At 61.7% G+C, this 17,026-nt stretch carries 18 protein-coding genes; 4 read left to right on the top strand and 14 right to left on the bottom strand.

All coding sequences use genetic code 11. The features are described 5' to 3' along the window. Positions 1–79 precede the first annotated feature (79 nt). Positions 80–895 carry a Cof-type HAD-IIB family hydrolase gene (locus tag EDD78_RS00145; RefSeq protein WP_079700164.1) on the bottom strand — a complete coding sequence of 272 codons (816 nt, stop codon included), beginning with the start codon at positions 893–895 and terminating at the stop codon, positions 80–82. A 199-nt stretch (positions 896–1,094) separates the two neighbouring features. Here EDD78_RS00145 and EDD78_RS00150 point away from each other — a divergent pair, with 199 nt between their 5' ends. From EDD78_RS00150 to EDD78_RS00165, 3 genes are all read left to right on the top strand, one after another. Then, positions 1,095–1,826 (top strand): AzlC family ABC transporter permease, encoded by a 732-nt coding sequence (locus tag EDD78_RS00150; RefSeq protein ID WP_079700165.1) that lies wholly within the window; start codon positions 1,095–1,097, stop codon positions 1,824–1,826. After that, on the top strand, positions 1,823–2,155 hold the full coding sequence (locus EDD78_RS00155) for an AzlD domain-containing protein (protein WP_079700166.1): 333 nt from the start codon (positions 1,823–1,825) through the stop codon (positions 2,153–2,155). The genes EDD78_RS00150 and EDD78_RS00155 overlap by 4 nt, the downstream gene beginning before the upstream one ends. A gap of 827 nt (positions 2,156–2,982) precedes the next feature. Continuing rightward, on the top strand, positions 2,983–3,285 hold the full coding sequence (locus tag EDD78_RS00165) for a DUF6809 family protein (RefSeq protein ID WP_132083351.1): 303 nt from the start codon (positions 2,983–2,985) through the stop codon (positions 3,283–3,285). 346 nt (positions 3,286–3,631) lie between these two features. Here the strand turns inward: EDD78_RS00165 and EDD78_RS00170 are convergent, their stop codons facing one another. The 10 genes from EDD78_RS00170 to EDD78_RS00215 form a co-directional block, all read right to left on the bottom strand. Continuing rightward, positions 3,632–4,645, bottom strand: a complete 1,014-nt coding sequence (locus tag EDD78_RS00170; RefSeq protein WP_181966759.1) for an NAD(P)H-dependent glycerol-3-phosphate dehydrogenase — start codon at positions 4,643–4,645, stop codon at positions 3,632–3,634. 14 nt (positions 4,646–4,659) lie between these two features. Next, positions 4,660–5,301 carry a glycerol-3-phosphate 1-O-acyltransferase PlsY gene (gene plsY, locus EDD78_RS00175; RefSeq protein WP_132083353.1) on the bottom strand — a complete coding sequence of 214 codons (642 nt, stop codon included), beginning with the start codon at positions 5,299–5,301 and terminating at the stop codon, positions 4,660–4,662. Between the two features lie 156 nt (positions 5,302–5,457). Then, positions 5,458–6,777, bottom strand: a complete 1,320-nt coding sequence (gene der / locus EDD78_RS00180; protein WP_079700169.1) for a ribosome biogenesis GTPase Der — start codon at positions 6,775–6,777, stop codon at positions 5,458–5,460. A gap of 35 nt (positions 6,778–6,812) precedes the next feature. Further along, the gene (locus EDD78_RS00185) at positions 6,813–8,126 is read right to left on the bottom strand and encodes a DUF512 domain-containing protein (RefSeq protein WP_132083355.1); all 1,314 of its coding nucleotides are present in this window, start codon (positions 8,124–8,126) and stop codon (positions 6,813–6,815) included. Between the two features lie 113 nt (positions 8,127–8,239). Next, positions 8,240–8,422: a 50S ribosomal protein L32 gene (gene rpmF / locus EDD78_RS00190; protein ID WP_079700171.1), complete on the bottom strand. Its 183-nt coding sequence runs from the start codon at positions 8,420–8,422 to the stop codon at positions 8,240–8,242. A 56-nt stretch (positions 8,423–8,478) separates the two neighbouring features. Further along, positions 8,479–8,976 carry a YceD family protein gene (locus tag EDD78_RS00195; protein ID WP_079700172.1) on the bottom strand — a complete coding sequence of 166 codons (498 nt, stop codon included), beginning with the start codon at positions 8,974–8,976 and terminating at the stop codon, positions 8,479–8,481. Between the two features lie 162 nt (positions 8,977–9,138). Then, positions 9,139–10,383: a hypothetical protein gene (locus EDD78_RS00200; protein ID WP_132083357.1), complete on the bottom strand. Its 1,245-nt coding sequence runs from the start codon at positions 10,381–10,383 to the stop codon at positions 9,139–9,141. Positions 10,384–10,579: 196 nt separating this feature from the next. Beyond that, positions 10,580–11,437 carry a phosphatase PAP2 family protein gene (locus EDD78_RS00205; protein ID WP_132083359.1) on the bottom strand — a complete coding sequence of 286 codons (858 nt, stop codon included), beginning with the start codon at positions 11,435–11,437 and terminating at the stop codon, positions 10,580–10,582. A gap of 14 nt (positions 11,438–11,451) precedes the next feature. After that, positions 11,452–12,240, bottom strand: coding sequence for an amidohydrolase family protein (locus EDD78_RS00210; protein ID WP_132083361.1), 789 nt, complete (start codon positions 12,238–12,240; stop codon positions 11,452–11,454). A 117-nt stretch (positions 12,241–12,357) separates the two neighbouring features. Beyond that, positions 12,358–12,681: a hypothetical protein gene (locus EDD78_RS00215; protein WP_132083363.1), complete on the bottom strand. Its 324-nt coding sequence runs from the start codon at positions 12,679–12,681 to the stop codon at positions 12,358–12,360. Positions 12,682–12,872: 191 nt separating this feature from the next. Here EDD78_RS00215 and sleB point away from each other — a divergent pair, with 191 nt between their 5' ends. Then, the gene (gene sleB / locus EDD78_RS00220) at positions 12,873–13,607 is read left to right on the top strand and encodes a spore cortex-lytic enzyme (protein ID WP_079700177.1); all 735 of its coding nucleotides are present in this window, start codon (positions 12,873–12,875) and stop codon (positions 13,605–13,607) included. 623 nt (positions 13,608–14,230) lie between these two features. On the opposite strand, the gene EDD78_RS00225 is transcribed toward sleB, so the two are convergent. From EDD78_RS00225 to EDD78_RS00235, 3 genes are read right to left on the bottom strand one after another with little or no spacing between them, the layout of a single operon-like run. Further along, entirely contained in the window at positions 14,231–14,983 is a 753-nt protein-coding gene (locus tag EDD78_RS00225) for an aminoglycoside adenylyltransferase domain-containing protein (protein WP_132083365.1), read from the bottom strand. 60 nt (positions 14,984–15,043) lie between these two features. Beyond that, positions 15,044–15,559 (bottom strand): GNAT family N-acetyltransferase, encoded by a 516-nt coding sequence (locus EDD78_RS00230; protein ID WP_132083367.1) that lies wholly within the window; start codon positions 15,557–15,559, stop codon positions 15,044–15,046. 34 nt (positions 15,560–15,593) lie between these two features. Further along, positions 15,594–17,000 (bottom strand): aminopeptidase, encoded by a 1,407-nt coding sequence (locus tag EDD78_RS00235; RefSeq protein WP_132083369.1) that lies wholly within the window; start codon positions 16,998–17,000, stop codon positions 15,594–15,596. Positions 17,001–17,026 lie beyond the last annotated feature (26 nt).

The following is a 17,026-nucleotide window of genomic DNA, read 5'->3' on the forward strand; positions in this document are numbered from 1 at the left end:
TTGGGAACCCGGAATTGTAAAAAAGCGACACGCAAGCAAAAAAGGGCGTTCCGGCTTGCCGGAACGCCCTTTTTAATATCTAGTCCTCGATGATCATATGGTTGTTGATCAGGTCGGCCAGCGCGCTGTGGTTGTTGTCTGCCACCACCAGCTGGGCCTGGGCCTTGATGTCATCCGGGGCGTTGGCCGGGGCCACGCCGAAGCCGGATTCCAGGATCATGCTCAGGTCGTTGTAGAAGTCCCCGATGACCGCCATATCCTCCAGCTTGTAACCGAGGTTGTCCGCGATCCACTTAAGGGTGTCCCCCTTGGAGATGTCCGCCGGCAGGATTTCGAGGTAATAGGGCGCGGAAAAGACGCAGGAGAACCCGTCGCTGCCGATTTCCTCGGCGATGGCCCGTTCAACCTCTTTGAGCTGGGCATTCTCGCCGTAGACCAGCAGCTTCATGCAGTCCCGGCTGCGCTCCTCGAAGGAGCGGTAGACGTGCTCCTGCTTCTCGTTGGTGATGTAGTGGTCGATCACGCAGTCGCGGTTGAGCAGTTGAATCGGCCCTTCGCAGTAAACCTCGACGCAGGCGGTCGGGCAGACGCGGATCGCCAGCCTCCCCAGCCGTTCGACCAGGTCGTAGTCAAGGCAGTTCTGGTGCAGGAATTTCTTCCCCTCGAAGTCGTAAACGGCGGCGCCGTTGTAGAGGATGGAGGGCATGTTGAGCGGAGCGCCCTTCAGCAGGGGCTTGGCGATGAGCTCACTTCTCCCGGTGGCGACGGCGAACTTCCCTCCCGCGTCGATATACCGCTTGATGGCGGCGACATTCTCATCCGAGATATCCTTGGTGTCGGTCAGCAGGGTTCCGTCCATGTCGGCGTACAAATAGGGTTTGAGCAGCTTGCTCATTGGTACCAGCCCTTTCCTCGATAAATTTCAGTCCGTGTTTTATTATACGACACCGCCCGCCTTCTTTCAATCCGTAGATTGACCAATTGTAAGGGGGCCCGGGCGCTTGCTTTGTATGGATTATCACGCTATAATATTTGAATGACCTCCCGGCGCTCGCCGGGAGGAATTGTATCAACATTGCGAGGTGCCGACACCCATGTCCAACAGCAATTCGCTCCTCACCCTGCGCAAGGGGCTTTACGACGGGCTGCCCATCTGCCTGGGATACCTGTCCGTCTCCTTCACCTTCGGCATGATGGCGACCGAGAACGGACTGCCCGCCTGGGTCGCGCTGCTGATCTCCATGACCAACCTGACCTCGGCCGGGCAGTTTGCAGGCCTTGCGCTGATCGTTTCGGGCGGTCTATATCTGGAAGTCGCCGTGACCACCTTTGTGATCAACATCCGCTATATGCTCATGTCCCTCTCCCTCTCGCAGAAGCTCGACCCCAGGATGAGCACCTGGAAGCGCTGCGTGCTGGCCTTCGGCAACACCGACGAAATTTTCGCGGTGGCCATGCAGCAGCAAGGGGAGGTAAACGCCCAATACCTCACCGGGTTGATCCTGACCCCCTATTTCGGCTGGGCGGCGGGCACCCTGCTGGGCGCGACCGCCACCGGCTTTCTGCCCGCTTCGGTGCGCAGCGCGCTGGGGATCGCCATCTATGGGATGTTTCTCGCCATCATCGTGCCTCCGGCGCGAAAGCTGCGCCCGGTGGCCGTCACCGTCGCGCTGGCAGCGGCAGTCAGCTGCGTGTTCCGCTACACCCCGCTGCTGCGAAACCTTTCCGCCGGCTGGGTGATCATCATCTGTGCCCTGATCGCCGCGGGCTTCGCGGCGTTGCGCTACCCGGTGGACGACGCCGAGGGAGAGGAGGGCGCCTCATGAATCTCACAAGAGTGCTGGTCTGCGTCGCCATCATGGCGGGTGTAACCTATCTGGTGCGCATGCTGCCGCTGGCGATTTTTCGTAAAAAGATCCGCAACCGATTTGTCATCTCGTTTCTCTCCTACGTGCCCTACGCGGTGCTTGCGGCGATGACTTTACCAGACATCCTATACTCCACCGCCTCCATGCTCTCCGCGCTGGCGGGTCTGATTACCGCAGTGCTCCTGGCCCAACGGGGAAAGGGATTGCTGACCGTTGCACTGGGCGCAGTGGCGATGGTTTTCCTCGCTGAGCGCCTGCTCCCATTGGCGGGATTATTAAATATGTAAGCAGCGTAAAAAAGAGTTCCAAGGGGGCGACGCCTCCTTGGCGGGTGCGGGCGGAGCCCGCGACCTTTCCTGGGTCGCTGGCACTTGCGGCTACAAATCCTCTTAAAGATCAGGAAGGGGAGCAAAAAGCTCCCAGTGGGAGGTTTTTGCGTGGGGGAACCCTATCAAGGGGTTCCCCCAAAAGCGGCGGGCTGCCGCTCCCGATTCGCGGCGGCGGGGCGCCGCTTGCCTATTCGCGGCGGCGGGGCGTCGCTGCCTATTCGCGGCGGCGAGGCGCCGCTGCCTATTCGCGGCGGCGAGGCGCCGCTGCCTATTCGCGGCGGCGAGGCGCCGCTACCTATTCGCGGCGGCGAGGCGCCGCTACCTATTCGCGGCGGCGAGGCGCCGCTACCTATTCGCGCTCTCTACTTTCGTGGAGGGCGCAAATTTTTTTGCACGCGCTGGAAGTTTTTAAAAAAGCTCTTGACTTCCTGTCGCCACTAGAATATAATTGTCGTAGCGACAGGAAGGAGGTGAGTAGGTCGCAAAAGAAGACAGGACGTCCTGTGTCGCCTGATTCCAAACATACAATGTTTCGTGTTCGGCTTGGTGATGATTCGCTCGTCAAATTGGAAGAATGCGCCAAGGCATTAAAAACAACAAAATCGGACATTGTACGCAGGGGAATCGATACGATACACGACAGCCTCAAAAAATGAAGGAAGCGGCGCACCTATCAAAGTACACACCGCTTCCCCCGCACACAGCCCCCGAAAGGAAGACTGCGTAAATATTTTACCATACGCGGTTTCTCCTTTCAAGGGGCGTGTGCCGAAAGGAGTAGAATTATGAAAAGTATATTGGAGCATTTTGCAAACGGAGACCTCAACCCCTTGGCCGGGAAATTCAGCCCCGGCTCCCCCTACGCCGAGTCTATACACGTCCTGGGCGAAAAACGAGACGAACTGGAGGCCCTTCTTTCCCCGGAGCAGTCCCGGCTCCTGGAGGAATACGCCGTCCAGCACAATGAAACAGATGGGCTCAACGGCATCGACGATTTCATTTGTGGATTTAAGATCGGTATGCGTATGGCAATCGAGGTGTTCGAAGAGCAAAGCCCTATTATGGGAGTAGGAATGTTCGACAATTAGCAGTCAGCCGCTGCGGGAGCTCCCGCAGCGGCTGAACTTTTCTGCTGTTTGAAGAGATCGTTTTTGAGGGAACCCCCTCTTGGGGTTTCCCTCTCGAACCTCCACTGGAGGTTCGATTCACCCTCCCCGCGCTTCGCTGGCGCTGAAGGTCGCGGGCTCTGCCCGCACCCGCCAAGAGGGCGTCGCCCCCTTGGAACCCTCTCATTCAGGACGCGGGCTGAATATTGCCGCCTTGCATGCTAGTCCTTTCGCGAATTGGGAGCGGCAGCCTGCCGCCGCGGGCTGAATATTGTCGCCTTGCACGCTAGTCCTTTCGCGTATAGGCCGCAGCGCCCCGCTGCCGCCGCTATTTGCTCAGTAGCCAGATGACTTCGGACTCGTGGCGCTTGGGCCGGTCCATCAGCGCACGGATCGCGTCCTTGGGCGACTTGCCTTCGTAGAGCACCTTGTACACCTCGGTGATGATGGGCATCTCCACCCCGGTGCGCTGCGCAAGATCGTAGGCGGTCTTGGCGCATTTGTAGCCTTCGACCGTCATGCCGATCTCCTCGATCGCCTGCCCGGCACTCTTCCCCTGCCCAATCAAAATGCCCGCACGGCGGTTGCGCGAGTGCATGCTCGTACAGGTGACGATCAGATCGCCGATCCCCGAGAGACCCGCAAAGGTCTCGGTCTTGGCCCCCATCGCCACCCCGAGCCGGGCGATTTCGGTGATCCCCCGCGTCATCAGCGCGGCCTTGGGGTTGTCCCCCAGCCCCAGCCCATCGCTGGCGCCTGCCGCCAGGGCGATGATGTTCTTGAGCGCGCCGCCGAGCTGCACCCCCGTCACGTCGTCGTTGACGTAGATGCGAAGGCTCGGGTTCATCAGCGTGTCCTGCACGAATTCCGCGGCCGCGCGCACCTTCGAGGCCGCCACCACGGTGGTGGGCATGAAGCGCGCGATTTCCTCCGCGTGGGAGGGCCCGGAAATGATGACGTTGTGATTCTTCGGCAGCTCCTCGTCCATCACCTGGGAGAAGGTTTTAAGCGTGCCGTCCTCCAGCCCCTTGGAGACGCAGGCGACCACCGCGCCCTCGCGCAGGTGCCCGCCGAGCTTCCCGGCGGTGGAGCGCACCGCGAAGGAGGGCGTCGCAATGATGGCGAGCTCGCACTCGCCCGCACGGCTAAGGTCGCTGGTCAGCTCGACCGTGGGCGGGATCTTCGCCCCCGGCAGCAGCCTCTTGTGCTCGCCGTCACGGCGGATGTCCGAAAGCTCCTCCTCAAAGGGGGAGTAGAGAACCGTCTTGTGCCCCATCTTTTCACACATGATGCTCAGCGCACAGCCAAAGCCGCCCGAGCCCAGAATCATAATCGTCGCCAAAGCGCCACCCCTTTCTATTGTTTCTTTTTGTCCTGACCGAACCGGTATTCCGTCCCGCTCAAAAGCCGCTTGATGTTCGCCCGGTGCATGTAGAGCACCACCCCCGCCAGCGCCACCGAGAAGACGGTGTCCAGGATGAAGGGGCGCCGCTGCAGGATATGCACCACGCAGGTTACGATGGGATAAAGGATCGCGCCCGTCACCGAGGCGAGGGAGACGATCCGGGTAAAATAGAGCAGCGGCAGCTCAAGCAGCACGATGATGGCGAAAGAAAGCGGACTGAGCGTCAGCACCACGCCGAGGCCTGTCAGCACCCCTTTTCCGCCCTTAAAGCCAAAATAAAGCGGGAACAGATGTCCCAGCAGGGCGGCTGCGCCCGCGGCGTAGCCTGCATCGAAGAGGGTCACTCCCATCAGGGAGAAGATCAGCCGCCCGATGAAGACGGCGCAGACCCCCTTGCAGAAGTCACCCACGCCGACCATCACCGCATATTTTTTCCCGTAAGTGCGCAGGATATTGGTCATCCCGGCGTTTTTGCTGCCAAAGTTGCGGATGTCCTCGCCCTTAAAAAGCCGGCTCACCATGATGGAGAAATTGAGGCTCCCCAAAAGGTACCCTTCCACCAGGCAGATTACCGAAGCCAAAATCGTGATCAACCGTCACGCCCCCTTGTGCGTCTCTCTTCTTAACAAAATACTGTTTTTATTTTACCAGCCTTGGACGCCAAACGCAACCCCGCGCCCATATACAAAAACGGACCCCGGGAGCCTGTCCCGGGGCCCGTATTGCATCATACGAAAGAAACGGAAGGATTATTCCCCCCGCTCACGCACCACCATGCGCACCGGGGTGCCGGTCAGGCCGAAGGTCTGCCGGATCTGGTTTTCCAGATACCGCTGGTAGGAGAAGTGGAACAGATCGGCGCGGTTGACAAAGCACACGAAGGTCGGCGGCCGGGTGGACGCCTGGGTCATGTAATAAATCTTCAGCCGCTTACCCTTGTCCGAGGGGGGCTGCATGCGCGCGGTGGCCACGGCCAGCACGTCGTTGAGCGCGCCGGTGGTGATCCGCATGGCGTTCTGCCCGTTGACGTGGTTGATCTGCTCGAACATGCTTTTTAGGCGCTGCCCGGTCAGCGCCGAGATGAAGACGAAGGGCACGTAGGACATGAAGGAAAAGTCCTCCTGCAAATCCTTCGTAAAGTTTTGCATCGTCTTGTCGTCCTTCTCGACGGCGTCCCACTTGTTGACCGCCACCACGCACCCCTTGCCCTGGTCGTGCGCGTAGCCGGCGATCTTCGAGTCCTGCTCGGTGAAGCCCACCGTACCGTCGATGACGATCACTGCCACGTCGCAGCGGTCCACCGCCATATAGGCGCGCAGCACGCTGTAGCGCTCGACCGCCTCCTCCACCTTGGCCTTGCGGCGGATCCCCGCCGTGTCGATGAAGACGTACTTCCCGAACTCGTTTTCCACCACCGTGTCGGTGGCGTCCCGGGTGGTCCCGGCGATGTCCGAAACGATCATCCGCTCGCTGCCCGCGATCTTGTTGATCAGCGAGCTCTTGCCCACGTTGGGCTTGCCGATGACCGCCACCTTGACGTACTCCTCGTCGTAATCCTCCCGGTGCTCGAAGTCGATGTGCTCGTAGCAGGCGTCCAGCAGGTCGCCGGTGCCGTGCCCGTGGGTGGAAGACACCCCGATCGGGTCGCCCAGGCCGAGGTTATAGAACTCGTAAAACTCGGGCGGCGGGTTGCCCAGGGTGTCGCATTTGTTGACGCAGAGCACCACCGGCTTGCCGCTCTTTTGCAGCATGGCGGCCACATCCGCGTCCGAGGCGGTCACGCCCGAGCGCAGGTCGCACACCAGCACGATCACATCCGCGCTGTCGATGGCCAGCTGCGCCTGGAAGCGCATCTGCTTTAAAATCACGTCGTCGGCCCGCGGCTCGATCCCGCCGGTGTCCACCAGCATGACCTCCTTGCCCCGCCACTCGCACTCGGCGTAGAGGCGGTCCCTGGTCACGCCGGGGGTGTCGTCCACGATAGCCATCCGCTTGCCGCACAGCTTATTGAACAGGGTGCTCTTGCCGACGTTCGGCCGCCCCACGATTGCGATCAATGGTTTGGACATAAATATCACTCCTTGTTTGAAAGTTTACTTCCAAACTATCCTTCCCTTGCTAGTATGAGCGCGTCGAGCAGCTCGTATCCGTCGTTTGGCACGGTGCGCACCGGCAAGCCGAGGGCCTCCTCCAGCTGCCCGACCGTCACGTCGTCGAGGAAGCGGTCCTGCTCGTGGCGCAGCATGACCTGCGGCAGCAGCAGCTCCTCGCCGAGCGCCTTGCCGCCGAGCTGGCGCATGAGGTCCTGCCCGGTCAAAAGCCCGGCCACGGTGACCGTGTGCCCGAAAAAGTCGTTGACCACTTTATGCACATGCACCCGCAGCCCGGCGACTTTCTCCTGTGCGGCGGCGGCCAGGGCGGCGATCAGCGGATAGGCGGCCTCCCCGGTGGCGATCGAGACGGCGCGCTCCCGCGCGAGCGACGGCGGGTTTTCCAGCGCCTCGAAAAATTCGTGCTCGAGCAGCGGCAGCAGCCCCACTCCGTTGTCGAGCTGGGGGAACTCGCCGTAATATTCGTAGGGCGGCAGCTCGTACCCCGCCGCGAGGAAGAACTCGTCCGCCGGATAGACCAGCCGCTCGCCCCGCTCGCGCAGCCACCGCTCGCCATATTCATGAACGGTGGCGATCACCTCGCGCGCGCCCTCCCTGGTGTAGGGGCGCAGCTCGGGCAGCCCCTCGCGGTAGCGCGTCAGCCCGACCGGGACCACCGCGATGGATTCGAGCTGCGGGAAAAGCGCGCCCAGCTCCTCGATCGAGCGGCGCAGCTCGTCCCCGTCGTTGATCCCGGGACAGAGCACCAGCTGGGTGTTGAGCTTGATCCCGCCCGCCGCGAGCTTTGGCAGATAGCTCAGCACGTTCCCGGCATTGGGGTTTTTCATCATCTTCACGCGCAGCGACGGGTTCATGGTGTGGACCGAAACGTTGATCGGACTGATGCGCATGCGGATAATCCGCTCGATCTCCTCGAGGGACATGTTGGTGAGCGTCACATAGTTGCCGAAGAGGAAGGAGAGGCGCTCGTCGTCGTCCTTGAAGTAGAGCGTTTCGCGCATCCCCTTCGGCGTCTGGTCGACAAAGCAGAAGATGCACTTGTTTTTGCAGGTGTGCTTGCGGTCCATGAGGTAGGTTTCGAACTGGAGCCCCAGGTCCTCATATTCCTCCTTACGCACCCGCACCTTCCTCTCCCGCCCGTTTTGGCAGGCAAGGCCGATCTGCAGCAGGGAGTCGGTCATATAAAAGCGGTAGTCGAGCACGTCGCCTATGAGATGGCCGTTGATCGAAACGATTTTATCCCCCGCTTCTATCCTGTGCCGCTCGGCGATGGAGCCTTCGTCCACCCCGGTCACCGTGACCGCCATACGCGCCCTCCTCTCTGCCCTTCTTACATTACCTTTCCCCGGTGTTGCAAAAAAAATAGAGGCGGAAGCTTCATGTTCCCCCTCTATTCCATCGATCATCGAAAGCTGTTCGCTTACGCCTCTTTGGAAATGACTTCTCTTCCTTTATAGTAGCCGCAGTTCAAGCAAACCTTGTGGGGAGCTTTCAGCTCGCCGCACTGGGTGCACTTGGAAAAAGCGGGCATGGGGAGTTTCCAAACGTTCGAACGTCTTTTGTCTCTGCGGGCTCTCGATACCTTTCTCTTTGGTACTGCCATGTCAGCACCTCCTTATATTAATTGTGTATGTGTTACCGGTTGGGGATGGGACCGTATCATTGCTCGAGCAGATCCTGCAGCGCGCTCAGCCTCGGGTCGACCGACGGCTTCTTACAGCCGCAGGCTCCGTGGTTGAGATTGGCGCCACAGCACTCGCACAGCCCCCTGCAATCCTCGCTGCATACGTTCTTGCTTGGTAGCTCAAGAACGACGTCAGCATACACCAGCTCGTCCAGGTTGACGAGCCCGTCCGGGACGACGAGATATTCGTCGTTTTCCTCGCCGGAGAGCCCCTTGACCACCACCTGCTCGCGCCGAAAGGCCATTTCCCGGGAAACGGGCTCCAGGCACCGGTCGCAGACCGTGTCGATCCGATACCGCGCCTCGTACTGCAGCGACACGACGCCCGCCGTGTTGACCGCCCGCCCTTCGACCTCCACCGGTTTTTGCAGGATGTGCCGGCCAAAAAACTCTACCTGCGAAAGGTCGAGAAGGTGACTGAAGGGGACCTCCCCGCCCTCGTCCTCGAACAGATGCGTTAAATCCAGGATCAATCAGGACACCTCTTTTCCCCGCTCAGAGGCATACGCCGCCGTTTTTACGACTTCGTCAGAAATCAAAAAACGGCAGAAAACGCCCTCTTTCAGACGTCACAGAACCATTATAAGGATCGCCCGGCGGTTTGTCAAGAGTTTTGCCGTTTTTAAAAAAATAATTCAGTGGTCGAAAACCCGCAGTACCAGGTGCTCTTCCCCCACCCGCCAGACCGCCGGGTCGAAGCCCTGCATGGTGTCAAAGGAGTTGAAGCTCGAGAGGCTGGAGAACGCCGTGGTGCCCGCCGGGTTTGCCGAGGACTGGCCGACGGCGTAATTTGCGCCGCGCCCGGTCATCCAGTAGCAGCTTTCAAAAGAACTGGCCGTCATCCCCACCAGGCCTCCGGTGCCGTCCGATTGGTTGGGCGCGTGATAGGACATACTGGAGGGAACGGCAAAGCAGCGGGTCATCGAGCTCCCGTAATTGGAGCTGGTGGCGATCCCTCCGGTGCGGTGCCCGCCGTTCCGGGTGGAGCGCAGGGTGCCGCCCACCGCATAACAGTCGGTGATTGCCATATTCGTATAGGCGACCAGTCCGCCCGCGTCGTCATTGGCGGTCACGGTTCCGGTGTCGGCATAGCAGCGGGAAATGGTGGAAAGCCCGCCCGAGGCACTGCTGCCGGCGAGCGGCGCGCCCCGCCCATAGAGATAGGAAGAATAGATGGCGTAGTTTTCGATCCCCAGGTTTTGAATTGCCGCGCCGGAGAGCTGCCCGAAGAGCGCCGCAAACTCCTGTGCGGTATTCACCGTCAGGTTGCGCACCACGTATCCTCCCCCGTCGTAAACGCCGGAGAACACGCCGATGGGCGTGAAGCCTTGCCCTTGCAGGTCGATGTCCCGCACCTGCAAAAAATGCTCTGACAGGTGCAGCCGCACATGATCCAGTTGTTCGGGAGTCGCCACGATAAACGGGCTCGCCGCCGTCCCGTCCCCGGCGAGGAAGCCGCCCGCCGAGACCGCGTGCTGCGCGCCGCTGCCGCAGGTCGGGATGGTCCCGGTGGTGAAGGGTTTGGCCTGCTCGCCGGGCCGGTCCAGCCCCTCCCGCCCGGGTTCGGGCAGCGCCTGCACCCGCAAGGTATAGGTGTGCGGCGCCACCGGGTCATAGGAAAAGGGGAGATATAGATTCACCCGCGCTCCGGGGGTGAGCCGCGCCTCCCCATAGGAGGCGAGCGGCGCGCCCGACGCGCTCCCGCCATCGTAGATTTCAAACCGGTACCGCCCGGTGTGCGCGCTCGCCGTGAAGGGGATGTTGATTCCGTAGGCGGCGGCCTCCCCCGCGCTCGGCGCGAGGGAGACCGTACTCCCCGCCGCCCACGCGCCCAGCGACAACAGAATCAGCAAACACGCCGCGATCACACCCTGTTTCATTTAAAAATCCCCCTATTAAATTGTCCGCAAGCAATCCTATCTTGCGGCCTTCCTTCCAGGGGGATGGCGGGAAAAAGGGCGGCTTCCCTTGAAAAGCCGCCCAGAAACTGGTATAATGATGGCACATCCAGCAGAATATTCGCGCAGACTGCGAAAAATAGTCAAAAAGATGACCGCAAGATAGGATTGCTTGCGGTCATTTTTGTGTTTTTGTCCCGCCGCCAAAAACGTGCGGGAACTGCAAAAAGAGCCAGGGGCAGCCCGCCAGCGCAAAAAAGATGGTGGCCGCATAGCGCAAAACGGTCATCCCCTCCCCCGATGGGAGCAGGATTTTTAGGAGCAGGTGGCAACCGCCCACCATCAGGGACCCGAGCAGGAGGCGCAGCAGCTTCGCGTGCCTCGGCACATCCGTGCGAAACGGCAACCGGCGGTGCACCAGCGGCATGGCGATGAGAAAACCCAGCATGCAACCGGTGGCGACGTAGAAGTCGTGCCCGGGCGAAATCAGCAGGATGGGCAGGAAAGCCAGCGCGGTGAAGAGATACAGCCGCTGCCGGGGCACGCGCGCCAGAAGCCAGCGCGCCAGGAAGGGGACCAGCACGCCCAACGCCAGCCCCGCCAGCACGTCCTTGGGATAGTGCACCCCGAGATAGACCCTTGAGAGTCCCACCAGCAGGATCAGCAGGGCGAAAGCAATTTGCGGCCCCCGCCTTTTCAGATACATCCCAAGGCCGGTATAGAGGGTAGCGGCCGACTGGGTATGCCCGCTTGGGAAGGAGTGCCCGGTGGCGGTATGCACCCGCAGCGAGCGCACCCCCTCCTCCCCGATCGGGCGGGGGGCCTGCACGATATCCTTGACGGCGTTGCCCAGCAGCAGGGAGCTGCACAGGCAGTAGCCGAGAAATTCCCCCGCCTCGCGGTCCACCGTCCAATAGAGGCCCAGGAAGATCAGGACGCTGGGGACCGGCTCGCCGAGCATGGTCAGCAGCTGGAACAGAAGATCCAGCGCCGGCGTTGCGATGGACTGAAGCTGACGAATGAGTTCTAGTTCCAAAGGCCTCCCCCGCTTTACAGCCCCAGCAGGCGCTGGGCGTTCTGATAAAATATCATATCCTTCTGTGCGCTGCTTATGTGCAGCGAATCAATAAAGCGGTAGGTGGCGCTGCTCGCCTGCCAGGGGCAGTCGCTGCCGAACAGGATATTCTGGGCCCCGTGGCGGGAGATGATCCGCTCGGCCTGCGCGGGCGAAAGGTAGCCGGCGGTGAAGGCGGTATCAAAGTAGACCCGCTTCCCGCAGAGGTACTGCTCCACCTCGTCCCAGCGCTCCATCGAGCCCATGTGCGCGCAGACCATGGTGAGCTGCGGCAGGTCGCGCAGCACCCGGGCGATCTTTTGCGGGGTGGCGTGGATGTGGTCGGGCGAGATGGCGTCGAAGCCGGTGTGGAAGACGCAGACCAGCCCGAGCTCGGCAATCCGCTCGTAGATGGGGTAGAGCCGCCGCTCGTCGATCTCAAAGCCCTGGTAGTCCGGGTGCAGCTTGACACCGCGCAGTCCGGCCTCTTTGATCCTCTCCAGCTCCTCGAGGGCGCACTCGCTCTCAAAGTGGACGCTGCCGAAGGGAATCAGCGGGTCGTGGTTACAGGAGATGGCAAAATTGTTGACATTCGTCTGCTGCCGGGAATTGGTGGCGATGTTCAGGACCACCGCCCGGTCCACCTCCCACTCGCGCAGCTTTTGGAGCGTAAAGTCCTTGGTCCCGTCGGTCTCGGGGGCCAGTCCGCTGGCCGCGGCCAGGCGGGCGATCGCCTTCTCGGCCAGTGCGTCGGGGAACATATGGATATGGAAATCGATCAGCATGAGGGCGCCTCCAACGGAAATTTCTGTCCTTTATAATAACGCAATTATTATAGCATGAAGGCCCCGGGGATGCAAAAGCGGCCCGCACTCCAACTCCCGGAGTGCGGACCGCTTTTCTCAGCCGCGCGCGCCCGCGCGCTCGATCTCTTCAAAGAGCGCGCCGTATTCCTCGGGGGAGAAGTCCTCCCCGTTATACTCCACCGTGTACCGCGCCAGGTCCTTGGCCGCGGCGGTGAGCTGTGCGGCTGGCAGCCAGGCGCGCTCGCACAAAAATTCGGCGAAGCCCAGGCTGTACCCCGCCAGGTCGCAGATGTATTGCGTGCGCTCGCGTTCCTCCTCGACATGCTGCCGCGCCGAAGCCCGCCGGTCGATGTATCCCCCGCAATAATACGCGAACACCGCGGCGAATGCCGTGATAAAAATGATCCATAGCAGTTCCACTGTCAGGGCCCCCTTTTTTGCCTTTCGTACTACCATTATATTTTTATAGGGCCGGATCGGTTCCAAACAAATATTTTTCGCGCGTTTTCCCCGTTTTGGGAGGCCTAGCAAAGGCAGGCGGATTTTGATTCATAAAAGTGGCGGTTTTGGGAAAACTTCTGTTAGCTCTTTCGTAATGGAGGTTTTTCTAAATGGAATCGAGCAGAATCAAAACCCTAAAGGTTGCGATCATCATCCTACTCAATATCGTGATGCTGGGCCTGGTTTCCCAGGCGATCAATCAGGGCCGCGTGCGCGCCGCAGAAAACGATTTCTCCCAGGAGGCCGCGCAGGTCTACTCCCAGCGCGGCTCGACCGGGGACGAGGTGCGCAAAATTCAGCAGCGCCTCAAGGACTGGGGTTATTTCTTTGACGAGGTCAACGGCACCTACGGCCCGAAGACCGAGGAGGCGGTACGCTACTTCCAGCGGCAGAACGGCCTGTCGGTCGACGGAATCGCGGGCAGCGCCACCCTCGCGGCGCTCGGCCTGCCCTCCGGCTCCGCCTCGGGCGGCTCCTCCGGCGGGGTCACCAACGACGCCGACTACCAGCTCCTCGCGCGGATCATCTCGGCCGAGGCGCGCGGCGAGCCCTACACCGGCCAGGTCGCGGTGGGCGCGGTGGTCTTAAACCGGGTGGAGCATCCCTCCTTCCCCGATTCGGTGGCGGGCGTGGTTTATCAGCCCGGCGCCTTCACCGCCATCACCGACGGGCAGATCAACGAGCCGATCTCCGAATCCGCCTACCGTGCGGCCAAGGACGCCCTCAACGGCTGGGACCCCTCGGGCGGCGCGATCTACTACTTCAACCCCGACAAGACCTCGAACAAGTGGATGCGTACCCGCCCGGTCATCCTGCGCATCGGCAACCACCTCTTCTGCAGCTAACGGCAGCGGGGCGCTGCAGCCGATTCGCGGCAGCGGGGCGCTGCGGCCTATACGCGAACGACTAGGGTGCAGGCCGGCCATGCTCAGCCCGCGGTGGCGGGGCGCCACGCCCTATACGCGAACGACCAGGGTGCAGGCCGGCCATGCTCAGCCCGCGGTGGCGAGGCGCTGCGGCCAATTCGCGAAACGACTGGGGTGTAGGCCGGCCATGCTCAGCCCGCGGTGGCGGGGCGCCACACCCTATACGCGAACGACCAGAGTGCAGGCCGGCCATGCTCAGCCCGCGAAAGAGGCACAAACCGCCGCCGGCGTTCTCACGGGAAAGGGCCCCCGAAGGGGGTGCAATCGTTGTTGCCATCAGTCGCCTGCGCGGGCCAAAAGCCCCGCTCCCAAAAACGGAGCGGGGCTTCGCATATGCGGCGGGCACAAAACGTGTATAGTCCGCGCGCGGTCGCGCGGGGAGGTCATCAAAAGGAGGGGGAATCCCCCTCCTTTTGCGTCTTTTCCGTCCTCTTCTTTTCCACGTGGAAAAGAGGACTCGGGGCGCGGGGCGGACAGCCCCGCAGCGGCATTGCCGTCCGCGGCAAAAGGAGAAGGCGGGGCACCCTGCCCTGAAGCGGCACTTATTCGATCCCCAATAATCCCATCAGCTCACCGCAAAGCTGCTCGCAGGCGAAATCCGCCTCCATCGGCAGGCCGCCAATGCAGCAGTCGAGCGCCCGGCGAAGCGGAGCAGGGTCGCGCAGCCCGAGATTGTTCAGAGCCCACTCGCCGCCGCCCGCCTTGGAGAGAAGCAATCCCTCCCGCTCGAAGGCGAGGGTACGGCAGAGGTTGAGCAGCACGCTGGCCGCGTCGCCGCCGAGCTCTTCGCGCGAAGCGCGCAGGTCCAAATAAACGCTCTCCCGGTAGAGCCCGTCCGGCACCGGGGCGAATATTTCGTCCGGCGGCGGGCCGAAGAGGGCCTTGCCCCGCTCGCGCGCCACCCTGAAATGGGCGGGCAGGTCGAGGTCGGTCCGCCCGACCGTTATGCAGAGCCGCAACGGATCGCTTTCGCTCAGCTCCCGCCACATCGGGGAATAGTGCAGCTCAAAGGGCATATCCAGTACCGGCCTTTGGCAGACGGATGCCAGCACGACGCTCATCTCGATCCCCTTTTTCGGTCCCTGCGGCGAGAGGGCACAGAGGAACCCCAGAAGCCGCAGCTTCTCGCAGATATGTGGCGGCCGGTCCACCACCGCCAGGAAATCCAGGTCGCTGCGCCCGGGGTGAAATCCTCCCAGCGCGGCCGACCCGTGCAGGTAGAGCCCGCGGAGCTTCCTCCCCAGCACCGCCCGGTATTCCCGTGTGATTTGATCCAGCAGCTCCTGCAGCTCCAACTTCGTCAACTCCCAAAGGGCGCCCACGCGGGGAATTCCCCGCGCGGGCGCCGGTTTCTTTTATCGCTCGTTTCTGTGCACGGTAAAAATGATATGCGGCATCTCCATCCCGTAATAGTGCTTGACGAAGGTGCGCTCCGGTTTCATCCCCATCCGCCGGGCCACCACCTGGGAGGAGAGGTTATTGTCCCGGATGATCGAGCATACCCGTTCCTGCCCAAGCACATCGAAGGCGTAGTCCCGGCAGGCGATGGCCGCCTCGGCGGCATACCCCTTGTGCCAGTAGGCGCGGTTTAAAAGATACCCGATCTCCAGCTCATCCTCCCGGTCGGTCTCCTGCCAGGAGAGGCCGCACTGGCCGATCAGCCTGCCGCTCTCCTTCAAAATCACCGCCCAGGGGCTGTAACCGAATTTTTCCTGGCGCGCGATCTGGCGCTCCAGCCACTCGCGCGCCTCCCAGTCCGGCAGGGCGTGCTCATAGGCGTACATCGCCTGCGGGTCCTGCAAAATCTCGCACAGGGCCCCATAGTCGTCCAGGGTGTGGGGCCGCAGCAGCAGCCGTTCGGTCTCGATCATGCCGCTCCTCCTCTCATGCTGTCAAGGCTGCGGCCTATTCGGCGCGCAGGAAGGCGCCAAAGCCGAGGTAGGCGTCGTAGATATCGGTCTTGGAGACCACCTCGAAGGGGGAGTGCATGGAGAGCACCGGGATCCCGATGTCTACCGTATCCACATCCAGGGCCGACACGAATTTTGCCACCGTGCCGCCGCCGCCGAGGTCCACCCGGCCCATCTCACCGACCTGCCAATGGATTTTGGCGTCGTCGAAGATGCCGCGCACCTTGCCCATGAACTCGGCCGAGGCATCGTTGGTACCGCCCTTGCCGCCGCTGCCGGTATACTTGGTGACCACCACGCCGCCGTTCAGGAAACAGGCGTTGCGCTTGTCGCTCACATCCGGGAAGGTCGGGTCGAACGAGGCGTTCACGTCGGCCGACAGGCACATCGAATGGTGCAGAACGGTGCGTGCCTCCACCCCGTGCGGGGCCGCCAGGTCGGCGATGAAATAGCGCAGGAAGGAGGAATTAAGCCCCGTGTTCCCGTCGCTGCCGATCTCCTCCTTGTCCGCGAACACCACCAGCGCGGTGTAATCGGGGATCTCTTCCAAGTCGAGCAGCGCCATCAGCGAGGTGTAGGCGCAGACCCGGTCATCGTGGCCGTAGGCGCCGATCATGCTGCGGTCCAGCCCCAGGTCGCGCGCCGGGAAGGCCGGCACGCAGCACAGCTCGGCCGAGAGGAAGTCCTCCTCCACCAGCCCGTATTTTTGAAACAGAAGGTTTAAAAGGTTGAGCTTGACCTTCTCGCTCACCTTGTCATCCTTAAAGGGGCGCGAGCCGATCAGGATGTTGAGCTCCTCCCCCTTGAGCCCCTGGGAGAGGGGGCGCTTGTTCTGCTCCTGGGAAAGGTGGGGCAGCAGGTCGGTGATGCAGAAGATCGGGTCGTCCTCCTCCTCGCCGATGCGCACCGGCAGCAGGGTGCCGTCCCGCTTTACGACGGCCCCGTGCAGCGAGAGGGGGATCGCGCCCCACTGGTATTTCTTGATCCCGCCGTAGTAGTGGGTCTTGAAGTACCCGAGCTTCCCGTCCTCATAGAGCGGGCGGGGCTTTAAATCCACCCGCGGGGAATCGACGTGGGAGGCCAGAATCTTGACCCCGTCCGAAAGCGGGCGCTTCCCGATCACGGCGGCGATCAGCGCCTTGCCGCGGTTGTTGTAGTAAACCTTATCCCCGGTTTTGTATTCCTTCCCCGGCTCGAAGGCGCGGTATCCGCGCTCCTCCAGCACCGAGACGGCAAACTCCACCGCCTCGCGCTCCATCTTGGCGTAGTCCAGAAACGCCTTATAGGCTTCGCAGAAGCCGTCCGCCTTGGCGAGCTCCTGCTCGCTCATCTCCTCGCCCGCGTTCTTGACCTCATAGCAGAGCTTTTCCTGCAAAAGCTCACCCTTGGTTTTTTCCGGCATAATAGAACCTCCCATTCTATCAAAAG

The organism is Harryflintia acetispora, assembly GCA_004340125.1.
In the GTDB taxonomy this organism is placed as follows: Bacteria; Bacillota; Clostridia; order Oscillospirales; family Ruminococcaceae; genus Harryflintia; species Harryflintia acetispora.